Origin of the sequence: Rhizobium sp. Leaf262, assembly GCF_001422245.1 — a bacterium.
GTDB lineage: Bacteria > Pseudomonadota > Alphaproteobacteria > Rhizobiales > Rhizobiaceae > Agrobacterium.
In genome coordinates this window covers 88111-112046 of sequence record NZ_LMMM01000001.1, presented here as the reverse complement: position 1 = coordinate 112046, position 23936 = coordinate 88111, and the positions used below count along the sequence as shown (strand labels likewise).

At 56.7% G+C, this 23936-nt stretch carries 21 protein-coding genes; 7 read left to right on the top strand and 14 right to left on the bottom strand.

Annotated elements, in window-relative coordinates:
- From ASF29_RS00515 to ASF29_RS00500, 4 genes are all read left to right on the top strand, one after another.
- Nucleotides 1–225 carry a hypothetical protein gene (locus ASF29_RS00515; RefSeq protein WP_062447418.1) on the top strand — a complete coding sequence of 75 codons (225 nt, stop codon included), beginning with the start codon at nt 1–3 and terminating at the stop codon, nt 223–225.
- Between the two features lie 2 nt (nt 226–227).
- Nucleotides 228–1403, top strand: a complete 1176-nt coding sequence (locus tag ASF29_RS00510) for a YcaO-like family protein (protein WP_062447415.1) — start codon at nt 228–230, stop codon at nt 1401–1403.
- Nucleotides 1403–2092 (top strand): TfuA-like protein, encoded by a 690-nt coding sequence (locus tag ASF29_RS00505; protein ID WP_062447412.1) that lies wholly within the window; start codon nt 1403–1405, stop codon nt 2090–2092. Before ASF29_RS00510 ends, ASF29_RS00505 begins: the two co-directional genes overlap by 1 nt.
- 123 nt (nt 2093–2215) lie before the next feature.
- The gene (locus tag ASF29_RS00500) at nt 2216–2452 is read left to right on the top strand and encodes a hypothetical protein (protein WP_062447409.1); all 237 of its coding nucleotides are present in this window, start codon (nt 2216–2218) and stop codon (nt 2450–2452) included.
- Nucleotides 2453–2512: 60 nt separating this feature from the next.
- Here the strand turns inward: ASF29_RS00500 and mmsB are convergent, their stop codons facing one another.
- Genes mmsB through ASF29_RS00470 form a run of 6 tightly spaced genes read right to left on the bottom strand, consistent with a single transcriptional unit; the run spans nt 2513 to nt 9482 of the window.
- Nucleotides 2513–3394, bottom strand: a complete 882-nt coding sequence (gene mmsB / locus ASF29_RS00495; RefSeq protein WP_062447407.1) for a 3-hydroxyisobutyrate dehydrogenase — start codon at nt 3392–3394, stop codon at nt 2513–2515.
- A gap of 25 nt (nt 3395–3419) precedes the next feature.
- The gene (lpdA, locus tag ASF29_RS00490; RefSeq protein ID WP_062447404.1) at nt 3420–4811 is read right to left on the bottom strand and encodes a dihydrolipoyl dehydrogenase; all 1392 of its coding nucleotides are present in this window, start codon (nt 4809–4811) and stop codon (nt 3420–3422) included.
- 8 nt (nt 4812–4819) lie between these two features.
- Nucleotides 4820–6052: a dihydrolipoamide acetyltransferase family protein gene (locus tag ASF29_RS00485; RefSeq protein WP_062447401.1), complete on the bottom strand. Its 1233-nt coding sequence runs from the start codon at nt 6050–6052 to the stop codon at nt 4820–4822.
- 2 nt (nt 6053–6054) lie between these two features.
- On the bottom strand, nt 6055–7068 hold the full coding sequence (locus tag ASF29_RS00480; protein ID WP_062447398.1) for an alpha-ketoacid dehydrogenase subunit beta: 1014 nt from the start codon (nt 7066–7068) through the stop codon (nt 6055–6057).
- 1 nt (nt 7069) lies between these two features.
- A complete protein-coding gene (locus tag ASF29_RS00475; protein ID WP_062447395.1) occupies nt 7070–8302 on the bottom strand; it encodes a 3-methyl-2-oxobutanoate dehydrogenase (2-methylpropanoyl-transferring) subunit alpha in 1233 nt (410 codons plus the stop codon).
- A gap of 52 nt (nt 8303–8354) precedes the next feature.
- Nucleotides 8355–9482 carry an acyl-CoA dehydrogenase family protein gene (locus tag ASF29_RS00470; RefSeq protein WP_062447392.1) on the bottom strand — a complete coding sequence of 376 codons (1128 nt, stop codon included), beginning with the start codon at nt 9480–9482 and terminating at the stop codon, nt 8355–8357.
- Nucleotides 9483–9748: 266 nt separating this feature from the next.
- Between ASF29_RS00470 and ASF29_RS00465 the strand changes: the two genes are divergently transcribed.
- A complete protein-coding gene (locus ASF29_RS00465) occupies nt 9749–10222 on the top strand; it encodes an Lrp/AsnC family transcriptional regulator (protein WP_062447389.1) in 474 nt (157 codons plus the stop codon).
- Here the strand turns inward: ASF29_RS00465 and ASF29_RS00460 are convergent.
- The 4 genes from ASF29_RS00460 to ASF29_RS00445 all read right to left on the bottom strand — a co-directional run bounded on the left by ASF29_RS00460 (nt 10206) and on the right by ASF29_RS00445 (nt 15673).
- Nucleotides 10206–12056, bottom strand: coding sequence for an alpha/beta fold hydrolase (locus tag ASF29_RS00460; RefSeq protein ID WP_062447387.1), 1851 nt, complete (start codon nt 12054–12056; stop codon nt 10206–10208). The genes ASF29_RS00465 and ASF29_RS00460 overlap by 17 nt on opposite strands.
- Before the next feature lie 75 nt (nt 12057–12131).
- A complete protein-coding gene (locus ASF29_RS00455; protein ID WP_162237872.1) occupies nt 12132–13406 on the bottom strand; it encodes a glycosyltransferase in 1275 nt (424 codons plus the stop codon).
- A gap of 84 nt (nt 13407–13490) precedes the next feature.
- Nucleotides 13491–14570: a glycosyltransferase family 1 protein gene (locus tag ASF29_RS00450; RefSeq protein ID WP_062447380.1), complete on the bottom strand. Its 1080-nt coding sequence runs from the start codon at nt 14568–14570 to the stop codon at nt 13491–13493.
- The gene (locus ASF29_RS00445) at nt 14567–15673 is read right to left on the bottom strand and encodes a glycosyltransferase family 4 protein (protein ID WP_062447374.1); all 1107 of its coding nucleotides are present in this window, start codon (nt 15671–15673) and stop codon (nt 14567–14569) included. Before ASF29_RS00445 ends, ASF29_RS00450 begins: the two co-directional genes overlap by 4 nt.
- Before the next feature lie 313 nt (nt 15674–15986).
- Here ASF29_RS00445 and ASF29_RS00440 point away from each other — a divergent pair, with 313 nt between their 5' ends.
- Nucleotides 15987–17222, top strand: a complete 1236-nt coding sequence (locus ASF29_RS00440; protein ID WP_062447370.1) for a glycosyltransferase — start codon at nt 15987–15989, stop codon at nt 17220–17222.
- A 110-nt stretch (nt 17223–17332) separates the two neighbouring features.
- A complete protein-coding gene (locus ASF29_RS00435) occupies nt 17333–18631 on the top strand; it encodes an oligosaccharide repeat unit polymerase (RefSeq protein ID WP_062447367.1) in 1299 nt (432 codons plus the stop codon).
- 23 nt (nt 18632–18654) lie between these two features.
- On the opposite strand, the gene ASF29_RS00430 is transcribed toward ASF29_RS00435, so the two are convergent.
- The 4 genes from ASF29_RS00430 to ASF29_RS00415 all read right to left on the bottom strand — a co-directional run bounded on the left by ASF29_RS00430 (nt 18655) and on the right by ASF29_RS00415 (nt 23868).
- Nucleotides 18655–19569, bottom strand: a complete 915-nt coding sequence (locus ASF29_RS00430) for an ATP-grasp fold amidoligase family protein (protein ID WP_062447363.1) — start codon at nt 19567–19569, stop codon at nt 18655–18657.
- A gap of 41 nt (nt 19570–19610) precedes the next feature.
- Nucleotides 19611–20876 carry a hypothetical protein gene (locus ASF29_RS00425; protein ID WP_062447360.1) on the bottom strand — a complete coding sequence of 422 codons (1266 nt, stop codon included), beginning with the start codon at nt 20874–20876 and terminating at the stop codon, nt 19611–19613.
- A gap of 36 nt (nt 20877–20912) precedes the next feature.
- Nucleotides 20913–22988, bottom strand: coding sequence for an exopolysaccharide transport family protein (locus ASF29_RS00420; protein WP_062447359.1), 2076 nt, complete (start codon nt 22986–22988; stop codon nt 20913–20915).
- 331 nt (nt 22989–23319) lie between these two features.
- Nucleotides 23320–23868: a cupin domain-containing protein gene (locus ASF29_RS00415; protein WP_062448549.1), complete on the bottom strand. Its 549-nt coding sequence runs from the start codon at nt 23866–23868 to the stop codon at nt 23320–23322.
- Between the last annotated feature and the right edge of the window lie 68 nt (nt 23869–23936).

Below are 23936 nucleotides of genomic sequence, written 5' to 3'. Positions count from 1 at the left end.
ATGACTCAGGTTGTTATTTTAGGAATTTCGGGTGAGGCGGCCCTCTGGCAGGCGGATTTGAAGGCTGGAACGATCACCGCCATTCAGGAGCCACTTTCCGGTGAGCTGGCGAACGCAGCGTCGCTGCGCGCATCGGGCGTCACCATCACAAAGGGCGTGGACTTCGCGATTGCCGCCTCTGCGGATAGCACCGGCGTACACGGAGTTCACGAAGGCGACGGCTAGTTGTGCCGGTCGACGCTTACCGCGCGTGCTCTCCAAGCGAAACGTTCGATAGAGTTGCACCCTTTCTTGGTCGACTTGGGATAACGAGACTTGCGCGGCAAACAGGTCTCGACGATATCGGCATTCCCGTTTGGTGTGCTTATACGCCGAATGCAAAAGCAGTCGTCATCGCCCAAGGCAAGGGCATGGATGACGATGCTGCCAAAACATCGGCTGTGATGGAGGCAATCGAGCGGTCGGTTGCGACCAACCCCGCTTGCAAACGGGTGCTGACCAATCGAGCATGGCTGGAGGAACAAGGTGAGCTCGTTTTCTCGCTTGATCTTCTTTTATCTCCGCATGCGCGAGCCGTAGCGCCGTCAGAAGATATCGAATGGATGCAGGCAGAGCAGCTGTTGACTAGCCATCGGCCATGGTTGCCGTTCGAGGCAATTCACCTTGACCGAACGTTGGAGAATCCAAGATACTGGCGCTCTTCCGACGGCTTGGCCTCGGGCAATACCCGCGACGAGGCGCTTTTGCACGCCGTATTGGAACGCGTCGAACGGGATGCTTTGACGCTTTGGCAGGTAACGCCAGCACGCAAACGGTACCACTCGGCTATCGATCCCAAGACCATCGAATATCCGGATATCCAGCAAGCCTTGGAGAAAATCGCAGGCGCGGGCCTGGAGATCGCTCTGTTCGACATCACCACGGATCTTGCAATTCCGTGCGTCGTGGCACTGTTGGGTCCAAAAAACCGAAGCCGCGGTCAGGTAAGGCATGTCGATATAACACTTGGTGCTGGTGCATCCCTGTCTGCATTGGCTGCGGCGAGCAGAGCGATCACCGAGGCCGTGCAGTCCAGAATGACCTTTATTGCCGGCGCAAGAGACGATCTGTTGCCGAATATGTTTGTGCGAAAAGCCGATCCATCCACGCTCCTGGCGATGGAAGCCGAAGCTTGCAGAGATTTTCAGACGCTACCATCACTGAACGTCACTCCCGGTACATCGCCCCTTGAAACCGTGCTCGCAAGACTCGGGACGTCAGGTATCACTCAACTCTACGCGGTCGATCTCGCACCCGATTGGCTGCCAGCCTTCGTGGTCAAGGTCATAGCGCCGCAGCTCGAAAATCCGGACGGTGACCGCCACCGTCGTTTCGGCAACCGCGCCCTCTCCAGGGCTCTGTGATGAAGATCGTTTTCGTCGGCCCAAGCCTTCCAGATGCCAGCGCCCTGGTGTCCACAGATATGGAGTTTCGTCCGCCCGCCGCACAAGGAGACGTCATGCGGGCCTTGGCCGATGGAGCGACGTCGATCGGCCTGATTGACGGCAACTTCGGCTCCGTTGCCCCGGTCTGGCACAAGGAATTGCTCTTTGCCCTGTCAAAAAACATTATAGTCTTCGGAGCAGCCAGCATGGGTGCGCTGCGTGCAGCAGAATGCTCTGCTTTCGGCATGATCGGCATCGGCAGGATATTTGAGGATTATGCTTCGGGTCTGCGGGTGGATGATGCCGATGTGGCACTGCTTTTTGGCCCTGCCGAACTTGGTTATTCGCCGTTGACGATCCCCCTTGTCAACGCGCAAGCCACCATCGACACCCTATTCTCCCGCCATATGTTGGAGGAAGCGATGTGTCAGAGACTGCGGGATGCAGCACGCGCTCTTTTCTTCAAACGCCGAAGCTGGAAGCGTATCGCAGAACTGGCGGGCATTGAGCTCGCAACGCTACAGCCGATGATCGACATATGCTGGACGGATCAGAAACGCCAAGACGCTATCGCCTTGCTCGAAGCAATGACGGGCAGCCGCAAGTCGTCGCCGTCGGATCCCTGGCAATTCAACGCGACGCCGTTATTTCGCAAGATGTATTTTTGATCGACGCACAGGCGAACAGTTGACCACTAAAATCAAGCTCTGCGTGTGCAACGGTTTTGCAACGCGCATCCAGTTCATTATGGACGTAGAAAGAATCACAACAACCCCAAGATGAGTTTTCAAATGACGTCCTTTAGAACCGATGCCGAAATCAATGAACGCCAGGAAGATTTCCTCACGCTCATCAATATGCTGACCTATGCAGAAGGTGTTGCGGAAACCCTCGGCGCGCCATCTGCCAGCTGGTATATCGACGTTGCCAAGCAGGCGTTGCAAGCGGCGCTGCAGAGCGAACTGGATGTCGATCTCTCGAAAGCCGAGATCATCAACCTATCGTCCGTTCGCGCTGGCCATTGCTGAAACTTTATAGCACCCCAGTCGCGGTCTTGGCCCCGAGACGATACGGTCTCGGCCGGTGTACTATTGTGATTTTCGCAACATCTCTATGATCGCAGAAAAGTCCTTCGCGGTGCCGCCCGCATCGTTGAACCGCTGATACAGCGCCATGGCTTCGTGGCCGAGAGACGTCGTGACGCCAGCGGTTGCAGCGGCGTCCTGGGAAAGGATCAGGTCCTTCAACATCAGCGCGGCGGCAAAGCCCGGCTGGTAATCGCGGTTTGCCGGTGAAGTCGGAACCGGACCCGGCACCGGGCAGTAGGTCGTCAGCGACCAGCATTGACCGGACGATACGGAAGCAACATCGAAAAGCGATTGCTGCGAGAGGCCAAGCTTGTCAGCCAGAATGAAGGCTTCCGAGACCGCTATCATCGAAATACCAAGGATCATGTTATTGCAAATCTTGGCCGCCTGCCCCATGGCGGCACCACCGCAGTGAATGATGGTCTTTCCCATGGCCTGCAATAGAGGTTTGGCTGCGGCGAAGGCCTCGTCTTCACCGCCCGCCATGAAGGTCAGACTGGCGGCCTGCGCGCCGGAAGTTCCTCCCGACACCGGTGCATCCAGTGATGGGCATCCATGTTGCTGCGCCAAATTATGGGCCACACGAGCACTTTCGATGTCGATCGTCGAGCAATCTATCAGCAGCGTGCCAGCCGGCACCACCGCTACAAGCTGATTCCAGACGGAAATGACGTGATTGCCAGCGGGTAACATGGTGATGACGACATCACAGCCTTCGACCACATCCTCCAACGAATGGCTTGGCAGGATACCTTGCGCGGCGGCTGTATCGAGCAACTCGGCAACCAGATCGTAGCCCCGTACAGCATGGCCCGCTTTTAACAGATTTGCAGCCATGGGGCCGCCCATATGACCAAGCCCGATAAATCCGATGGATGTCATGAATGCCTCCCTGTCAATAATGCGCCTATCCGTGCAACCCGTGACCGAGCGCTTTGAGCGCGGCCTCATGGAAGGCTTCACTTCGTGTGGGATGCGCATGGATCGTGCCCGCGATATCTTCAAGCCGCGCGCCCATCTCCACGGCCAGCGCAAATGCGCCTGAGAGCTCGGAAACGCCTGCACCGACGGCTTGGACACCCAGAATGAGATGATTGTCGGCACGGGATACCACACGGACGAAGCCACGGTCGTCGTCCATGGTCATAGCGCGTCCGCTGGCGGTGAACGAAAATTGCCCGATGGATATGTCGACGCCTTGCGCCTGCGCCTCCGATGGTGACAGCCCGACACAGACGATCTCCGGATCGGTGTAGCAGACAGCAGGAATACAGCGCGCGTCCCAAGCCCGTTTCGTACCTGCAATGACGTCTGCGACCATCTCTCCCTGCGCCGAAGCGCGATGTGCGAGCATCGGCTCTCCTGTGATATCGCCGATGGCAAAGACGCCGCGCATCGATGTGCGGCATTGCTCATCAATGCGAATGAACGCACCCGCCATATCGAGATCCAGCTCCTCCAGACCAAAACCTTCCGTGCGTGGCTTGCGTCCAACGGTCACAAGCACCTTGTCGGCGGCTAAGGTTCGCTGCGCCTGCCCCTTGGCCTCAATGGTCACTTGAGCACCATCGAAACTCTCTGCTCTGGTGTCGGTCAGAATGGTCGCACCGAGCTGCCCCAGCCTTTTCACGACAGGCTTGACGATATCGGCATCATATTGCGGCAAGACGCGCTCTGTGGCCTCGATGACCGTAACCTCGGCACCCATCTTCGCGAATGCCGTGCCCAGTTCCAGGCCGATATAACCTCCACCGATGACAGCAAGCCGTTTCGGCACGTCGCGCAACGACAATGCGTCTGCGGATGACAGAACGTTGTTGCCGAACGGCAGGTTTGTCAATTCCATCGAAACCGAGCCTGTTGCGATGACGATATTTTCAGCACGCACGGTCTGCACACCGGTCACCGTCTCGACCAGCACGGTTTTCCCGTCCTTGAACCTTGCGCTTCCTTCGACAACCTTCACTTTCGCCTTTTGCAACAGCGCTGCAACACCGTTGTTGAGACGACTGACGATCCCGTCTTTCCACTCCATGGTTTCGGAAAGAGCAAGGCTCGGCGTCTCGACCCGGACCCCGAACATGGTCGAGCCCGCCGCCATTTGCCGGGCACCGTGAAAGACCTCGGCTGCATGAATGATTGCCTTCGACGGTATGCAACCAATGTTGAGACATGTCCCGCCCGGTCTTGCCTGCTCCACGATGACGGTATCGATGCCCAGCTGGCCTGCACGAATGGCACAGACATATCCGCCCGGACCGGCACCGATGACAAGAAGTTTGCAGGTAATCTCTTTCATGCCAGCCCTCAGCTTTCGATAAAGATCAATGCAGGCGTTTCGATAAGCGCTTTGATGCGCTGAATGAAGCGCGCTGCGTCCCAGCCATCGACAATGCGGTGATCGAAGCTGGAAGAGAGGTTCATCATCTTGCGGGGTATGAACTGGTTGCCATCCCAGACCGGGCGCGTGACGATTTTGTTGACGCCGATGATGGCCACCTCCGGGTGGTTGATGACAGGCGTCGACGCAATACCACCCAAAGCGCCCAGTGAACTGATGGTGATGGTTGAACCGGATAATTCCTCGCGTTGTGCGCTGCCATCGCGGGCGGCATCGGCTACGCGCGCAAGTTCCTTCGCGCTATCCCATATGCTGCGCGCCTCGACGTGACGGACCACCGGCACAACGAGCCCCGCTGGCGTCTGGGTGGCGATGCCGATGTGAACGGCTCCGTAGCGGCTGACGATACCCGCTGCATCATCAAAGGTCGCGTTCATTCCGGGCTGTTCGACAATGGTCTTTGCAAGGGCACGCATCATGAACGGCAGTACCGTCAGCTTTGGCTGATCGTCCCTGCGGCCTTCATTCATTTTGGCGCGCAACTCTTCGAGATCGGTGACGTCGACCTCTTCGATGTAGGTGATGTGTGGAATGCGCGAGACGGAGAGTGACATTTTTTCAGCGATCTTCCGGCGAAGGCCGGTGATCTTGACCTCTTCCACCGTCGTCCTTTTTACAAGGCCGGATGTTTCTGCCAACGTTTTGCCGGGAGCGGTGAACGAGTCGAGATCCTCGTGGGTTATCCGCCCGGCCGGACCGGTTCCCTCGATCTGACGAAGATCGATGCCAGCTTCTATTGCACGGCGACGGACAGCCGGGGCTGCAACGGGTTTTTGCGACTTTAGACCCGGCACGTCCTTGGTCGGAAGTGATGGCGCAGTCGGCGAGGCTGGCTGATCTGGCTTCGGCTGTGGTGTTTCGACAGTGTCGGCGTCTGCTGGAGCCGCGATTTCGCTGCCTTCCCTTGCGATGCGAACCAGCGGCGCCTTAACCGCCACGGTTTCACCCACATCTGCCGCAACCCACGTTACGACACCGGCAACAGGCGAAGGAATCTCGATCGTTGCCTTGTCGGTCATGACCGCAGCCAGAACCATGTCTTCACGCACGGGGTCTCCGGGCTTAACATGCCATTCCACGACCTCAGCCTCTGCCACCCCCTCCCCGACATCAGGCATCGTCAGCACAAAATCCGTCATGGTCATGCCTCCATAAGTTCGGCGAGTGCGCGACCGACACGAGCGGGACCGGGAAAATAGTCCCACTCCTGCGCATGCGGATAAGGCGTATCCCACCCGGCCACGCGACTGATCGGTGCTTCGAGGTGGTAGAAGCAGTGCTCCTGCACCAGCGCTACAACTTCCGCACCAAAACCGGACGTGAGTGTCGCCTCATGGACCATCAGACAACGACCAGTCTTCGATACCGATTGCACGATGCAGTCTAGATCGAGAGGAAGGAGACTGCGGAGGTCAATCACCTCTGCATCGATGCCCGTTTCTTCTGCCGCAGCAAGGGCCACATGCACCATCGTGCCGTAAGCGATCACGGTCACCGCAGAGCCTGCGCGACGAATTTCCGCCTTGCCGATGGGAATGGAATAGTGCTCTTCTGGGACTTCTCCCAACGTATGCTTGGACCATGGCGTGACGGGGCGATCATGATGTCCGTCGAATGGTCCGTTGTAGAGCCGCTTCGGCTCAAGAAACATCACAGGATCGGGGTCTTCGATCGCGGAAATCAACAATCCCTTGGCGTCGTACGGATTAGACGGAACCACCACCTTCAGTCCGCAAACATGCGTAAACAGGGCTTCAGGGCTTTGGCTGTGTGTCTGTCCACCGAAAATCCCGCCGCCCGTCGGCATGCGGATGACGATAGGACACGTAAAATCGCCGTTGGAACGATATCTTATGCGCGCCGCCTCCTGTGTGATCTGGTCGTAAGCCGGGTACATATAATCAGCGAACTGGATCTCGATGCAGGGCCGCAGGCCATAGGCCGCCATGCCGATGGCGGTTCCAACGATGCCGGATTCGCTGATGGGCGCATCAAAACAGCGCGTGCGACCATATTTTGCCTGCAAACCCTGCGTGGCACGAAATACACCACCGAAATATCCAACGTCTTCGCCGAAGACGACGACATCGTCACTGCGCGCCATCGATACGTCCATGGCACTGCGCACCGCTTCGATCATGGTCATTCTGCTCATATCAATATCCTGCCTTCTGACGCTGACGGCGAATATGCGGCGGCATTTCCACGTAGACTCCTTCGAAAATATCGCGAACAGAGGGCTTTCCACCCGCATGCAGCGTTCCGTGGCTCTCCGCTTCCCTTTGCGCGTCGATCACCTCGTCCATGATTTCGGCCTGCGCCTGCTCATGCCGCTCTTCCGACCACACGCCACGCAAGATGAGATGGTTCTTCAAGCGCAAAATGGGGTCTCCAAGTGGCCAGGCTTCAGATTCGGCCTTGGGACGGTAAGCACTGGGATCATCCGATGTCGAATGGGCACCGGCACGGTAGGTCACATATTCGACCAATGTCGGTCCAAGGTTACGGCGCGCCCGCTCCACGGCCCATAGACCCACAGCATGGACAGCAAGGTAGTCGTTGCCATCGACCCGCAGCGCGGGGATCCCAAAGCCGAGCCCTCGGGCGGCAAAGGTGCCCGACCCGCCGCGCGCGATGCCTTGAAAGGTAGAAATAGCCCACTGATTGTTGACGATGTTGAGAACGATCGGCGCCTTGTAGGTCGAGGCGAAAACGAGAGCGGAATGGAAGTCTGATTCGGCGGTCGAGCCGTCACCGATCCAGGCGGCGGCGATCTTCGTATCGCCCTTGATGGCAGACGCCATCGCCCAACCCACCGCCTGCACATATTGCGTCGCCAGATTGCCTGAGATGGTGAAAAACCCGTGTTCCTTGGAGGAGTGAAGAACCGGCATCTGCCGCCCGTGCAAAGGGTCCATCTCGTTGGAGAAAATCTGGTTCATCATGGTGACGAGTGGATAGTCGTCGGCAATCAGCAATCCGGCCTGCCGATAGGTCGGAAAATTCATGTCGCCTTTCGACAGGGCCTTTCGAAAAGCGCAGCTCACCGCTTCTTCGCCCAGATGCTGCATGTAGAAAGATGTCTTGCCCTGCCGCTGCGCCATCACCATGCGCGCATCGAACGCACGCAGCCGCATCATGTTGCGTAGGCCCGTCAGCAAGTCCTCGTCCGAAACCGTGCCCGCCCACGGACCGACGGCTTCGCCATGCCGGTTCAGAACGCGGATGATGGAATAAGCCAGGTCGCGCATCGTCTCCGGAGCTGCATCCACGTCGGGCTTCGGCACGGCACCCGCAGCCGGTATCTTGACGTTGGAGAAATCCGGCTGGCCGCCGGGTCGCACCGCAGGTTCCGGTACATGCAGGCTCAAAGGCGTGGTTTCCGTCATCAGTTTTCGCTCCTCCACGAAACGTGCCGCCTCCTCAAGCGGCGCTGTCTATTCAAATATTGCGCGCTATCACCATTCGTTGGACGTCACTCGTTCCCTCGTAAATCTGGCAAATGCGAACATCCCGATAAATCCGCTCCACCGGATAATCGGACATGTAACCGTAGCCGCCGTGAATCTGGATCGCGTCGGAACACACGCGTTCGGCCATCTCCGAAGCGAATAGCTTGGCCATTGATGCCTGCGTCAGGCAGGGCTCTCCCGCTTCCTTCAGTGCAGCAGCATACAGAACGAGTTGGCGCGCCGCCTCGATCTGAGTCGCCATGTCTGCAAGACGGAATGCCACAGCCTGGTGTTCTTCAAGCGCCTTGCCGAAAGCCTTGCGCTCGCTGGCGTAATGTCTGGCGGCATCGAACGCAGCCTTGGCCATACCAACCGCTTGTGCTGCAATGCCAATGCGCCCGCCCTCCAGATTGGCAAGCGCAATGCGGTAACCCTGCCCTTCCTCGCCAAGCCGCAATGCAGCTGGAAGGCGCATATCCGTAAAGGCGATCTGGCAAGTGTCGGAGGAGTGCAGGCCAAGCTTGTCTTCGACCCTGACGACCTCGTAACCCGGCGTATCGGTCGGTACGATGAAGGCCGTAATGCCCTTTTTGCCTGCATCCGGATCGGTAACCGCAAAAACGATGACGACATTTCCGTTTTTACCCGAAGTGATGAACTGTTTGGTCCCGGTGATGACATAGCTGTCGCCATCACGCCGCGCCCGTGTCTTGAGGCTGGACGCATCAGAGCCCGCCTGTGGTTCCGTGAGGGCAAAGCCACCGATCCACTCACCACTGCTCAATTTGGGAAGGAAACGCTGTTTCTGCTCCCATGTCCCGAAATTGAGAATCGGAACACAGCCGACTGAGTTGTGAACACTCATAATTGTTGAGCAGGCCCCATCGGCTGCCGCGATCTCCTCGATGGCGAGCGCATAGGCGACCGCGCCTGTATCGCAACCGCCAAAATCTTCGGTTACGAGCATACCAAGAAAACCCAGCTCTCCCATCTCACGCAGTTCTTCCTTGGGAAACCGGCTTTCGCGGTCGCGCTGCGCTGCACCGGGCAGCAGGCGCTCACGCGCAAACGAGCGCGCCATGTCTCTGATCTGCGTTTGGGATTCGCTCAGCAGCATATCGCCTCCACCAATGGAGCGATGGTTATGCCAGCGGTGATGGGCTCTATATCAACAGTCACTCTCCACCTCCCTGGAAAGATCCCGGTTCACGGCAGCTCACCCTCCTCCAAGGATGAAGCACGAAGCGCAAGGTGTTTCCTCGCGATCAACGCTGCCACACAGACACGGTACCACCGTACCCAGCGATAGACAAAGCTGAATTGATTGACATCCGTTGCCAATAACATACGTTTGATCCAATAATTACCCAAATGAGGGATCAAATGATCCACATGGACCTCGACACCTTCGATCAGAAGATTTTGCATGTTCTGGGTGAGGATGGACGTATCAGCTGGCGCGATCTGGCCGCTCGGATCGGCCTGTCCTTTTCGCCCACGCTGCGCCGCGTTCGCAAGCTGGAGCAGGAAGGCATTATTCGAGGGTACACCGCGGTTTTTGATGAAAACCGGCTGCTCGGAACCATGGGGGTCTTCATTTCGGTCACGCTGGAGCGGCAGATCAAGGATGCGCTGGTCACGTTCGAGCACAGCGTCGCCTCCATGCCGGAAGTCGTTGGCGGCTATCAGACCAGTGGCAGTTCGGACTATCTGATACATGCCATGGTGCGTGATCTTCCCCATTACCAGCAACTTCTGGATTTCCTGACAACAGTCCCAGGTGTCGCACGCATCCAAACCAATTTCGCCACGAAGACCTTCGTCAGGCGATCAGCGGCATTCACAGCTGATGAGTAGAAGACCCATCCTGATGTGTCGGCGGAAATCGCATAGCGATGTCCCTTACCTCATCGGCCCATGCATGACGTGCTTCCGCGGTTGTTAGATTGTGATCGGCGTCTTCTATGAAGACAATGCGCGGATTTCCGTAGCGACAGGTCAGCAAACGCCCACGCGGTCCAAAGTTCGTCTCGAGCATCGCAGCACCGATATCACCTTCCGTAAAGACGATGGACATGCGCGTATCGTTAGCTGCAATGGCATTGAAGTCACGCGACAGGGTACGAAACCGCGGGGATAAAAACGGAAATCGCACCATGATCGGCGTCGCAAAGGATATGGCCTTGCCCATCACCATGGCCCAGAGATTGACGATACCGTTGCGTATCCTGACTTCCCCGCGCAAGACCCTGCGCCAGAAACTGCCACGCAGAAGTTTTGCGCCATAGCTCGAAAGTGGCTGGCGTGAAGAGATCAGCAACGCCTCGACGTCGGCATCCGGCGGAATGTAGAAATCAAACACATTGACGGGCACGACACCGCTGAAACGCAGGTCGCGCACGCCACTTCGGAAGGCTGCCCATCCGCCGCTGCAGCGACCGGTGACGACGACTGGAAACAGTTTTCTTTCCGTCAGAAAATCCATCGCCGCATCGACATCGGCCAATTGGCCTTCACCATAGATGATTTGTTCCGGGCGGCCTGGAACAGCAGGACTGTCGGCAATGTTGGCCATATCGAAGCGCAGGCTGGCAATACCGGTGCGGGCAAGGTCCCGACACAGCCGAACCGATATCCGCCCCCATCCCGAGGCTCGCTCATATCCGGTCGGTAGCACCAGAACAGTCGCGCCCTTGCGCTCGCCCCGCGGTTCGCACAAGACGCCATAAAGCCGGTTATGCTCACCAAAGCGTACCGGCGTTTCGGTAAAGCACTCCGCCTCAAGGCTTGAATGGGACGGAACCGTCAAGCTTTCGGGCTTGTCGGCATATGCAACCGTAGTCCCCTGCTTTTCTGCCCATGCAGCAATGGTGCGGATGGCGCCATTTGGCGGAATGGAAAAAAGAACGTCGCGAATAAACCGCTCGTAGTCTTCGAATATCTGTGCCTCGATCTTCACGCCCAGCGCGTTCAGATGATCGGCAAACGCCGCATCCGCCGGTCGGTTTTCCTGTTGGAGCAAGAGAATATTGTCTACAGGCGCTGAGGTCGCCGAGGTTATGTTGAGCGCTTTCAGGCCTGAAGTCACCGTGGGTGGGATGACCTGCTCTCCCATGGTGGGGCCAGAACTGCTGTTGGCCGTCAGGATGGCACCCTGATTTGCGATTCGGCTCAAGGCAACGAATTCGCGCAGCCAGTGACGGCCAGATAAGGCGGGCGCTGCAAGCACGAGACCTGAAACGTCTTCCATCGTTTCAGCCACGCGCCATGCGAGCGCACCACCGATACCATGGCCGATGAACACCAGTCGGTCGACACCGGAAAGCTGTTTCAGCGTCCTTGCGGCTGCCTTGACCGTGTCCAGCCAAACAGTGAGGCCTTCGGCATAGTCGGCATGATCCAACGCATCGCCGGTGCCAGGATAATCGAAACGCATGCTGGCCATGCCACGCGCCGACAATTCCACCGCAAGCTGTTGCCAGAATTTGCGCGCACAGAGTTCCTCAAAACCCCAGGAACCCACGAAAAGCACCGCGGTATCGCTGACGGGACCGGTTGGATGACAACTGGATTGGGCTCGCGCATCAGCGGGACGGAACAGACCGATCGTATCTGCAAACGCAATCGGATGATCGGCAGCGATCTGCTCGCTGTTTTTCTCCAATTTCGGCAGGTTGAAACCGGCATTCATGTCCCACCCTCCAATGGATGTCTCAAGCAACAGTCGTGCACCATGACGTATTCACGTTAATCAATGCTTGATATTTTACTTGCGATGCAAGTCAACATTGGCTTGCCCAGCCGCACTTCTCATTTTTGCCGCCGACAGAATATCGTTGAGCTTGTTATAATAGCCGGATACTTCCGACGTTCCTTCAAAGCCTTCGATGCCTGGAAAATGCGTGTCGCGCTGCTTCCACCAGTTTTCGCGCCCGATCGCAAGAGCGCGCTCCATGACCGAAGCAAGCGCTGTTTCCTTGTCTGGATCGTAGCACCAACCGGTGCCCAAATCCCGCAGAATTTCCGGGGTGCCGCCGCGTTCCGTACCGATCACCGGCACGCCGTAGGTGGCAGCCTCCATCAAAATCAGGCTTTGAGGTTCGTGCCAGCGCGACGGAACCACAACGGCATCCGCGACCTTGTAAATCTCCTCCGGTGCCACGAAGCCGAGAAACCGGATCGATGCATCTGCCGCCAGCGACTTGAGATGTCGTTCATAGTCCTCTCTGCCACGACCGGCAATGAGGAGTGTTCTGGGCTCGTCACTCGACAGCTTCAGGAAGGACCGGATCAGATCCTCGATTCCTTTTTCCTCTGCAAGCGCGCCCAGGTAACCGAAGGTGAAGATCTCGCTCCTTCCTTCACGGCGACCGATCAGTGGTGCGTTAAACAGCGCCTCGCTGCGATTGGCATTCAAGAGGACATGCCAGTCCGCTTTCGGAAAGACACCATTTTTGAGGAAACGCTGGCGAAGCGCATCGCTGACGGAAATCGCGGTGACACCTTCCCCCTGGCTGGATTTGATGCGAGCGGTGAGGATTCGGCATTCGACACACGGTTTTTCGCAATTTCCGGAACTCCGAAACATGCTCGATTTCGGGCAAAGAAAGGCATAGTCGTGCAGATGCAGACAAAGCGGAATCTTGAGTGCACTCGTCGCCTCGAAGATGGCCGGCTGCATTCTTGCGGAATTATGCGCATAGACGAGATCGACCTTTTCGCGCAGCAACAGGGCTTTGACCTCTTCGGCAGATGTCGCGCCCAGTGCGCTGCGGAGATGCCAGACAAACTTTGCCAGCTTGCCGACCGCCGGCTTGCGGGGACCGGGGAGATAGCTGTTGTGCCAGTTGACCCGCAAAACTCTGATGCCATCGCTGTTGACCGTCTCGCCGGGAGGCGCGATCTCGTCACCTTCCAGCCCCAGAGAAAGAATGATGACGTCGTGAAAACGTGAAAGCTCGGCCGCGCACATGCGAGCAACGATCTCTGCACCGCCCTCTTCCTGAGGCGCGAATGTCTGGGCGACGATACAGATTTTCATCGGCTTTGCATTGTCTCCATCACACGTCTCTCTTTCAGCGCTGTCAGTCGCAACCATCGTATTTCAGCAGGAGTAAACATAGCATCAAAGTCCCGACACGGCACGCAGCAGCGCCGAGGCGCTTCGATCCCAGGAAAACAAAGCGGCACGCCTATGGCCACGATCAATCATTTCGCGACGAAGATCAGGATTCTCTGCGAGATGGACGATGGCACGGGCGATGTCGTGCGGGTCATTGGGATCGAAGTAGAGCGCGGCTTCGCCACAAACCTCCTGGGATGTCGCAATATTCGACGACAGCACTGGACAACCAAGGAGCATGGCTTCCAATGGCGGAATACCGAAGCCTTCATAGAGACTTGGAAAAACCAGTGCATTCGCGTGCGTATAAAGCGCGACAATCTCTTCGTCGGATAAACGACCGGCAAATTTGACACAGTCATTTTGCGGCACCCCGTTTTGGGTACCCGGCAGGTCTGCCCGAAAGACCGTGGATGCGGCCGCACCCACGACGACGAAATCCGGGGCTTGATCACCCATAAGGCAGATCGCCTCTACGGCTCGCAGAATATTCTTGTTCGGCGTTGGTGAGCCCACGAAAAGCAGGTAGCGACCGGGTGTCAGGCCAAGGCGCTGCAACACGGCATCATCGGGCGTGATGGATGCCAGATGCTCGCAACTGTTAGGGATAACCGTTACGTCCTTGGCACCGATCGTCTCATTCAGTTCTCGCTTTGAGAATTCCGAAACGGTGGCAATGCGTCCGCGACGGGAAAGAAGGTGGCCAAGCGTTCCGTGAACCGCACGATAGGGACGCGAGAAATTTTCTGGTGTGCGAAAAATCATGGCGTCGTGAATGACGGTCAGGCTTTTTCCATGCAAAACAGGCCCGCTGTTGCACAGATTGATGAGTTTGCCTCGACGCGCGGCGCCAAATAGCTGTGTCTGCTCCCAAAGATGGCCGGAAAAACCGCCCACATGGCGCTGTGTAATCGCGGACAGAGGCATATCGATCACGACGCCCTGTGGCGCGAGCAATACCCATTCGTCCCCGCCCCGCGTTGCGGTCAGCTGACGGTCCAACGCCTTAACGATCTCCCTGGCAAAGCGCTGTACGCCGCTGGTTTTTTGCGTCAGGAACCGGCCATTGATGAAATTCGTCATGCGATCCTGCGTCTTTCATCCGGCCATTCGTTCAGTATGCGCCTGTAGAGTTCCATCAGCTCGTCATTTGTCCGCTCGCTGCGGTAGCGCGCCATGAAACGATCATAACCCGCAGCACCCAATGCTGCCCAGCCCTCACTGTCGTGGGATGCAATAGCAGCAGCAAGTGCCCGATGGTCGCCTGGGGGAAACAGTATTCCCGTTTTGCCATCGCTGACGACAGATTGCAGACCACCGACGGCCGAGGCAATGACAGGTTTGCGCGAGCGCATCGCCTCCAAGGCTACAAGCCCGAAGCCTTCCCAGCGCGAGGGCATGGCAACCACATCGCAAACCGCCAGATGCCCGGCAATATCCTCGGGCGATTTCCATCCCAGCAGTTCGACATTGGCCGGTATATTCTGTGTCAGGTTGTTCTTGGTCGTGACGTGAGCCCCGATGACCCTGAAAACCGCCGTTTCCGACAGTTCCGCAGCCGCCCTCAGCAACACATCGACACCCTTTTGATGGTCAAGACGTCCGACAAACAGAACCTTCGTACGGGTATCATCCCATTGCGTGGGCGTGGCGGCAGGCATGACGGACGATATGCCGTTCTCTATGACGATCATACGGTGAGCGGCAATGCCCGCCTTCAAACCCTGCTCATATTCATAGCCGGATATGGCCACGATGCTGCGGGCCAAAGGTGACAGAATCCGTTCCGCCCATCGAGCCGGGTGGCGGAGGCTCCCCAGCGTCTGCATGTCGAAGACCCATCCGTGCGGGCAATAGACCACGGGTGGAAATTTTCCGGGCAAAGCGCCGATCATTCTGGAAACCGCGCCGGCCAAGGTTGAATGCGCATGGACGATGTCGGGCTGAAACGCTTTCACCTCGTGCAGGATGGCGCGCGCAAGCGCAGGCAATGCGGTGGATCGTTTGCGCCGAACGAATGTCGATATAGAGGATGGTGGGGTGTTCTTGAGAAAGCCGATATGAGCATCCGGCACGATGACCCGCACGTTTTCCGCGCCCAAAGCCCTGATCTGGCTCGGCACTATTTCATTGAAATAGGTTGCCGGACCACCAGGAATGGTTTCGAAAACATGCAGAATCTTCATGATCCACCTCAGCCGACGGGATCGGGTCGAAGACGACCCGCCCTTTCGCAGAGAACTTAAATCGTAAATTCCTTAATCAAGACAGAATATTAAAGGACAAGCAGCGAAAACAGTATGCGGCATGAGTATATTGTGTGCAATGCAACGTGCACATGTCTTTCCTGCCCTGACACCCCTCATTTTATTTTGATAGCGCTGCTGCCGAACTACAAAATTTCGGCCATTCATGTTCAATATATTTAAATGGTTGCAAGGCCATAAAGTACCGGCACTGTAAATGGTCAGCGCTGAGTTTAGGTAGAGGTAAGCGGATTTGAAAATCTGCATCGTATCGCAGACTTTTGCTCCACAGGAGGAGGGCGGCGCGGAAATCTCCGCACGCCTGGGTGCCATAGAGCTTGGCCAGCGACATGATGTGACAGTGCTTGCATTGGGCAAGGAAGGCGACGCACTTGCCCCCCCGGGCGAAACCCGCCTGCAAGGCGGCATTCGCGTTGTCCGCCTTCCCTGGAACAACAGCTATCTGCCGCTGCCCCGCAAGTCGTCTGCCGGTTTTCTGCGCCGCGCGAGCTGGCACCTGCGCACCGCCATGGGCGCGATCTGTCCGGAACGATTGACCCGGTTTCTGGTCACGGAAAAATTCGATCTGATCTATGCGCAGAACTCGGCCTATATGCAGCCCGCGCTTTTCATCGCAGCCCGCAAAGCCAACATACCGCTTTGCCTGCATTTACGGGATTACGGTCTGCTTTGCCCTAAGACCAGCATGTTTCGCAATGGGGACAATTGCGAACGCCCTTGCTTGGACTGCTCAATGTTGAACCGGCGAATGCGTGACATGACCGGTAGCGGCATGACGGTCATTGCGGTCAGCGATGCCCTGCGCCATCGCTTTATCAGCAATGGCGTTCTGTCCGATGCGGTTTGGCATGTGATGCACAACACCAACGCGACTGAAAACACCTTCGACACCGGCATGATCGGACGGGACCGTCCCGCAACCTCAACATTCACATTCGGCTATCTCGGTGCCATAGCGGACGAAAAGGGTGTGAAAGATATGGTTCGCGCCTTTTTGGATTTGCCGCAGGGGCAAAATGCGAGGCTGATCATTGCCGGGCGGGGGCGTGACGGTGACATCGCTCGTCTCAAGCAGCTATCCGCAGATGCGCGCATCGAATTCAAAGGCTTTGTCAGGCCGGAGGAGATTTACCGGGTAGCGGACGCGATGATCGTTCCGTCGCGCTGGCATGAACCGCAAAGCCGCATCCTTGTCGAAGCACCTATCTATGGCATTCCCGTCATTGGAACCATGCGCGGCGGAACGACAGAAATTCTTCGCGAACATCAAACGGGCTGGTATTATGATCCAGACAAGCCCGACGTTCTCACCCAGCTCATGGCCAAAGCGCTTACCATCGGCCAAAAGCAGTGGTGGGAAAAGCGCGATGAAAACTTCCCCGGCGTTTCTGGTTTCAAGGGTACGGCGGAATCATCCGGCTACTATGGTCGACTGGAATCCATATTGCTGGCTGCAGCGGTCCGCTGACCTCCCGCACGTAAAGATGGTTAACAGCTTCTTAACCGATTTCTGCGACGGTCATTGAGACGGTTCTCAATGCCGCGTCCTGCAACGATGCGTGGGCAATAAGGTTCGACATGTCCCATCTTGCTTGGCTCATATTCATCATCGGCTGGCTGGTTTTTCTTCTCTATTACGTCAGCTCGTTTTTCAAATGGGGCGTGCTGACCTTCTCATCCTATTTCTGGATTCGCTATAACGTCCTTCCCATCCTGTTCATGTCGCCTTTCGCGGCCTCCGACCAGAACATGGAAGCGGTCGGCGATTCCATCTATATCATAAGGGAATATATCGACGAGGCCTTCTATCTCTCGGTTCTGGGCGTGGTTTTCGTGCTGGTGGGCATGGGGATGGCCACGTTCAGTTCCGGGAAAAGCGCGATGTTCACCTTTGTCGAAAAAGGCTACGCTTTCTGGCAGACCAAACCCGGCGTCTGGATTTCTCTGTTCGTCATCGTCCTGGCCACCATGGGGCTTATCGCACTGGGTGTGCGGCCTTTCGAAGGCAGGCAATTTTCGTTCGAAAACACCTCTCTGCGGCCCGCCATCAATCTATATTCGGTGATCTTGCCGACGATCACTCTCAGCCTGCTGGTTTATGGCTTCGGACATAGCCGCTTTTTCGTTTTTGCAGGCTTCATGTGCAGCGCCCTGGGATTGATGATCGGTACACGTGGGGCCAGCATTGAGGTGCTGTTTGTCTTCGTCGTGTGCCTGATCATCGCATACCGCTACAAGAACCTGCTGGCGTTCACAGCCTCGATTGCAGGCTTCGTTGCGATTGCGATCATCATCGGCATATTGCGATCAACAGCAGACGGGAATGACAGCGTCGATATTCTGCAGATCCTGTCCTACCAAATACTATACGGCAACAACTTCTCCGACTTCAGGGATTACGCCTGGATATTGAGCGGTTTCGACGGTCATTTCTACCGCGGCATGACCTATCTTGCAGGATATACGGCGCTGGTGCCGTCCTTCATCAGTGAGTTTCGCAATGATTTCCGCATGGGCATCATCACGAGCACGCTTGCTGGCCTCGATCCGCAATTCCATGCCGGTCTGCGTCCAACCCTCTTCGGTGAGGCCTATCTGAATTTCGGCATTCCGGGCGTTGTCGTCATTGCAACGCTCTTCGGCTATTACTTTGGCAAACTGCAAATGTGGGTGCATGACAATTTGCAGCCCAACCGCCTCGGCTTGAGAAAAGTGGCCTGCGGCTACATCGCCTTCCTGTTTCTCTTCAACGCGGTTTTTACGCCAGGCTTTTACTACGTCTATGTCGTCGTCGCCTGGCTGACCGGCGGCATCATTTTGTCTTACCTGCTGGACACGCCAGCATCGCAAGGCAAGGCCGCTCCAGCCAGACGGTAAAGCGCCCGCCTCATTCCGTAGTGCTATTCTGCGGGGGCTGAGGAATGGCCCGCCGGCTTGTCCTTCCAGAACGTCCCTAGCCAGGCATCAACGGACGGTGGGCGGAACGCGCCAAAACCTGATGTCGGGCAGAATGTCATCTCCCCAAAAAGCGGCCCGGACGGTTTATCATAAAAGTCGATGCGAACGAATTCGAAGCCCTGCGCAAGGCGGCGCGCAGATGCCAATATGGCACCCAGATGCGGCGGTTTCGGAAGATCGCCAGTCTCCAGAGGGTAGTAGTGGCCGAAATCGAGCTTGTTCCAGTGCTCGTCATAAAAGCAGCGTCTGTGATCGGTGAAACGCGCCGTATCAATTTGAATGCAGGGAATGTCGTTTTCGAAACAGAATAGCTTGTAATCGACCGGCGCCTCGCCATCGTCGCCGATAAAAGGCTCGATAAAGATTTCCGGCTCGATGTGGTTGTACCACTCCTCGGCCAGACGCCAGGCGGTCCGACCGGAGAGCCAGAGGTCGCATTTCTCTTTTGCCCCGATCAGATCATCCGGGCCGTAGACGAAAATATTGCGGTCCGACCCATGGTTGACCTTGATGACATAGGGAAACGGCAGCGGTGGACAATCATCGAGATTTTTTCCGCGCCAGAGTGTGGGCGTGACCCATTCAGGCCCAAGAACGTCAGCAACATAGTCCTTGACGGCTATCTTGTCGCTGAGCGTGATCAGCCGAGGATCTGATTGCGGGCCCGTCCAGGCAATTTTGCGGGCGCAGAGGTGTTCGTTCAGTGTTTTGGGATGATCCAGATCTGCCCAAAGCTTGTGATATCGATAATATTGAAGCTGCGTGGCCTGTTTGAGTGGCAGGCTTTGTATCGCTGCATGGTAAAGCTTTTTGAAAAGACGGCGGCCTGGAGAATGCTTGGGCTGGTCCGATGCCATGGGTTCACTCGCCTGATTGAAAACGAATATGGGATGTCACGCTATGATCTCGATGCCCGCCAGAGCAACGTGCTTGAGATCGTCGCGGTGACCAATGCCGTGAAAAATGCAGATAGTCCGGCACCGATGAAGCCAAAGGTGCTGATGAGAAGAAAGCTCATGCCGATGGACAGCAGCACGCTCGACAGGTTGACGAAGGCGTAATGACCGTCCTTGCGCAGGCTGTTGAGCCCCAACCCCATGAGATCGGTGCAGGAGCGCACGACGGCAGTCAGAAGCAGCAGGGCGAAAATGCCCTGATGCTGGCCCAGCTCGGGCATGTTCATCAGATGAACCAGAATGTTTCCACTGATGAAGATCGCCACGCCCAGCCCAAAGGCGACCGCTGCCGTTTTGGTAAACTGCCAGATCATGACCTCGCGCCATTCCTTCATGGAGCCGGTATTGTAGGCTTTGAACAAGGCTGGAATGGCGACCTGTAAAACCGCCGTCGAAATCAGCGTTTGCAATGCATTGGCGAGCGACCAGTAAAATGTGTAGACGCCCGTCAGCGACAATGTCAGCAAAAGCGAGACGATATAACGATCGGCATAAACCAGTCCGACATTGCTCATGTCACTGATATAAATCAGCCAGGCCCTGCGCATCCGCTTTCTGGCCCATCGCAGCCGCATCGGCGCCTGAAGAATCCTGCGGAAGGGCCACTGACGCAGGAAGCAGACGAGCCCGAAGAACATGAGAATGTAACCCAAACTCCAGGCGATCATGATCGTTTCGATGTTGCGGAATTCTTCGAACATCAATCCCAGGCCAACAACGGGCAAAATCCACGACGATGTCCTCAGGAAGAACAGCACATTGGCCTGGCTGGACATTTCCTGCGCAATCAGCGGCACGTGAATGTCACAGGAGATCGTTTCCAGCCACATCACCAGAAGAATGAGGAAATACAGTGGGATGACCGCGTGGCCCATGACGTATGCAACCAGCAATGCTGTCGCCGTCATGGCCGCCAGTGACGAGACCGTTACCAGAAGACGGGTCTTCATGTAGACCCCGGCGATGCCTGAAGTCTTTCCGCTTACATCGCGTGCTATGAAGTAGTTCAGCCCCCAGCCCAGGACCGCCGGTGCGGCATTGACGACACCAAGCGCCAGACCATAAACGCCCGCAGCTTCGAGACCGATGAATTTGACGATGTAGAAGGACAGTGCAAAGCGCAGCACCAGCGTCGAGCCACGCAGGCCCATATTGAAGATGACGTTCAATCCCGTGACCGAACGTCCTTGCAAAAAGGGGATACGCATGGCTGTCCTGTTATTGTTTTCAGCCAAAATCGTTCCTCAATATTGCAGGCCGGAGCGTGTCATTCGCAGCACTTTGACATTCTCCAGACCCTGTTCTTCCAAAGTCACCAGCGCAATGACGACACTGCCGGTATCATCTTCGTGCTGCATCAGGAACGTATCGTCCAGACTGTGGCGAATGCTTGCTTCAATCCGGGATTTTGCCGCCACTCCACCGTCGATCACAACGAGGTCGAAAGCCTGACCGTCCTCGTCTTTCGGTTCAGAACCGGTCGCGCTTTCATAGAGTCCGTCAGCCGGTGCAAACCGCAAGAGAGGAAGAGATTCGACATCGCAAAATGCATCATTGCCGCTGTCGCCTTCATCATGCTGCGGCAACAGCAGGGCCGTCATGAGCGGATCGTGGCGAGCACCATCGACGAGCAGAACCCGGCGTCCCAGTTTCGAGACCTCTGCCGCAAGGTTGAATGCCCCATACGGCGCACGGTTTTTGGGGCCAGTGGAAACCACGAGAATGGAATGGTTGCCTGCGGGTTTCAGGCCTGACGACACCGACCGGGCAAGATGATGGAACCCCTCCGTTGCCGTTGCGCTCAAGGACTGCGCCTGCGAAGCTCTTACCACGGTGCGGGTTCTCGTATCGGGGGGCGTGGCTATAACGTCCGGTGCAGTCGATACCGGCAAAAGCGCAGCGGGCGCCTTGTTGTCGTCTGCTGGCGCAAGCGTGTTTCGCCGCGACGGTACCATCTGCAAATCGCTGGGCTGATCGCGGAACTGGTCACGCAGGATAAGCAGGCCAGCAGCGAGAATGAGCCCGAAGATAGTCCCACCGGCCAGCATCAATGCCCGCGGTGGACCCGCCTTGCGCAAAGGTGGTTCTGCCGTGGAGATGATTTGCGGATTTTCGCTCGAAGCGCCCTGCTGCTCTGAAAGCTGTTTGGTTCGCAACAGAAACGCTTCATAAACGGCACGGTCGCTGTCCAGTTTGCGCTGCAACTCGCGCAGACGAACCATGGTCTGCTCATCGCTGTTGAGACTGGTCTTCAGCGCATTCACATTAGACGTGGAAAGTGCCAGCTGATTTTTCAAACGCGCGAGATTGGCCGATGTCGCCGTTGCAAAATTTCGCAATTGCTCATCGAGAATATTGGCGAGCGACTGCGTGCGCGCCCTTGCTGCCTGCAAAGACGGATGTTGCGCGCCAAGCGATGTTGCCTGAACCGATTCTTCCTCGCGGCTTTCCTGATATCTGGCCCGCAGCGAAATGATCGCGGGTGTCAGCGACGTATCCGGTATCGAACGCAGATATTGGCGATCGTTTCTTGCACGATTGAGTTCCGCGACCAGCGCCTCGTTTTCAGAGACAGAGGCCTGCAGCCTGGATATCTCGGTGTTTGCATCGGCAATGCGTTGCTCGACGTCGGGTCGGCCCTGAATATCGGCAAGGTTATGCTCAGCCCTGTACGCCTGGACAGCGCGGTCACCGTCCTCCACGGTCTTGCGCAGCTGGTCGAGCTGCGAGGCCAATCCGCCGCCGGTGCGCCGAAGAACATCGCTGTTCATCTCGATACGAACCTGCGTATAGGTCGTTGCGATGAGGTTGGCCAGTTGCGCTGCGCGCTGGGGGCTGTCGGATTTGACCGAAATGTTGACGACGAAACTTTTGCCGACGGCGGCTACTGACGTTACCTTGCGCAGGGCATCGAGCGCCAGATTGCTGCGCCGCTCCTTGTCTGGATAAACGGGTTCGGCAGCCCCAAAATCCGGGTCGTCATAAAGCTTCTCACTCTCGACAATGCGTGACAGGACCTGCGCCGAGGTGATGATATATTGCTGGTTCAGAACGTGCGAGTCCACGGCCCTCGGCTGGCCGGGCAAGTCGCTTTCCAGCACACGCGAGCCTTCGGGGTCGAGTAATATCTGGGAAGTAGCGACGTAATAATTGGGAATGAGCAGCGATACACCGAAAGCCAGCGCACCACACAGAATGCCGATCAGTATAATGAACAGGACGTTGCGCCACAAAAGTGCAACCAGCCGCAGAAGATTGTTGGGGCCTGTCGCCTGCTCGCGATAATGCGGTTCGTAAGACGTGGTTTCGTTGATGGCCATACGGTTCACGATCCCATATTCTTGCTGCGCGACCTGTTGCGATTACCTGACATCGTCATGCTCTTGAACGTTGCTCACCATGTTGCAATCCAGACAAAATCCTGAGCATTCGTGCCGGATCATCTGGCGCGCTGGCAGATTCACAGCCCACGGCGGGCATTGACCATCCGTCAGTCTAGGGACGACCCGTTAATATACTGTTCTTCGAAAAAAAGCTTTTTACAGGCATCTGCCACGCGCACAGAGCATGGTCAGTCGTTTTACTGACGTGATATCTGAGACGAAAAGAGACAGTATCAGCAAAGCCGTCGCTGCGCCTCCTGGCTCGCGGCTAGAAACTTGGCGGCGTGCAGGCGCTGATCACCTCGCACGGCACCGGCCCGACACAACGAAACGTGTGAGGCCGTCTGCTCTCAAAATAATAGGCATCCCCGGGTCCCAGAATACGTCGCTCGTCGTCGACAGTGACTTCAAGACGCCCTGAAAGAACGATACCGCCCTCCTCTCCCTCATGGACCAGCGGAACGCGGCCGGTTCCAGCACCCGGCTGGTAGCATTCTTTCAGGATTTGCAGGCTTCTTCCAAACAGATTGTCACCGATCTGACGGTAGGAAATCGGCCCCTTGCCAATCTCCACAAGATCTTCGGCGGCGTAGAACGCCTTGCGTGGCCTATCCGGCTCGAAGGCAAAAAACTCTGCCAGACCGATGGGAATGCCATCCAGAATGCGTTTCAACGCACCGACAGAAGGGTTGGTCGAGTTGGACTCGATCAGCGAAATCGTCGAATTCGTGACCCCCGCCCGCTTGGCCAACTCCCGTTGGGAAAGATTATGAAGCGAACGCAAATGCCGCAGCCTGTTGCCGATATCGACGACCACCTGTGAACCCTCGATTTGCAGATGTTGAATATAACGCAAAGAGTGGCATCAGTGCTGATAAGAATCAA

Coding starts and splice junctions, on each gene's coding strand:
- ASF29_RS00515 (WP_062447418.1), top strand. CDS start 1: ATGACTCAGGTTGTTATTTTAGGAATTTCGGGTGAGGCGGCCCTCTGG.
- ASF29_RS00505 (WP_062447412.1), top strand. CDS start 1,403: ATGAAGATCGTTTTCGTCGGCCCAAGCCTTCCAGATGCCAGCGCCCTG.
- ASF29_RS00500 (WP_062447409.1), top strand. CDS start 2,216: ATGACGTCCTTTAGAACCGATGCCGAAATCAATGAACGCCAGGAAGAT.
- mmsB (WP_062447407.1), bottom strand. CDS start 3,394: ATGACATCCATCGGATTTATCGGGCTTGGTCATATGGGCGGCCCCATG.
- lpdA (WP_062447404.1), bottom strand. CDS start 4,811: ATGAAAGAGATTACCTGCAAACTTCTTGTCATCGGTGCCGGTCCGGGC.
- ASF29_RS00485 (WP_062447401.1), bottom strand. CDS start 6,052: ATGACGGATTTTGTGCTGACGATGCCTGATGTCGGGGAGGGGGTGGCA.
- ASF29_RS00480 (WP_062447398.1), bottom strand. CDS start 7,068: ATGAGCAGAATGACCATGATCGAAGCGGTGCGCAGTGCCATGGACGTA.
- ASF29_RS00475 (WP_062447395.1), bottom strand. CDS start 8,302: ATGACGGAAACCACGCCTTTGAGCCTGCATGTACCGGAACCTGCGGTG.
- ASF29_RS00470 (WP_062447392.1), bottom strand. CDS start 9,482: ATGCTGCTGAGCGAATCCCAAACGCAGATCAGAGACATGGCGCGCTCG.
- ASF29_RS00465 (WP_062447389.1), top strand. CDS start 9,749: ATGATCCACATGGACCTCGACACCTTCGATCAGAAGATTTTGCATGTT.
- ASF29_RS00460 (WP_062447387.1), bottom strand. CDS start 12,056: ATGAATGCCGGTTTCAACCTGCCGAAATTGGAGAAAAACAGCGAGCAG.
- ASF29_RS00455 (WP_162237872.1), bottom strand. CDS start 13,406: ATGAAAATCTGTATCGTCGCCCAGACATTCGCGCCTCAGGAAGAGGGC.
- ASF29_RS00450 (WP_062447380.1), bottom strand. CDS start 14,570: ATGACGAATTTCATCAATGGCCGGTTCCTGACGCAAAAAACCAGCGGC.
- ASF29_RS00445 (WP_062447374.1), bottom strand. CDS start 15,673: ATGAAGATTCTGCATGTTTTCGAAACCATTCCTGGTGGTCCGGCAACC.
- ASF29_RS00435 (WP_062447367.1), top strand. CDS start 17,333: ATGTCCCATCTTGCTTGGCTCATATTCATCATCGGCTGGCTGGTTTTT.
- ASF29_RS00430 (WP_062447363.1), bottom strand. CDS start 19,569: ATGGCATCGGACCAGCCCAAGCATTCTCCAGGCCGCCGTCTTTTCAAA.
- ASF29_RS00425 (WP_062447360.1), bottom strand. CDS start 20,876: ATGCGTATCCCCTTTTTGCAAGGACGTTCGGTCACGGGATTGAACGTC.
- ASF29_RS00420 (WP_062447359.1), bottom strand. CDS start 22,988: ATGGCCATCAACGAAACCACGTCTTACGAACCGCATTATCGCGAGCAG.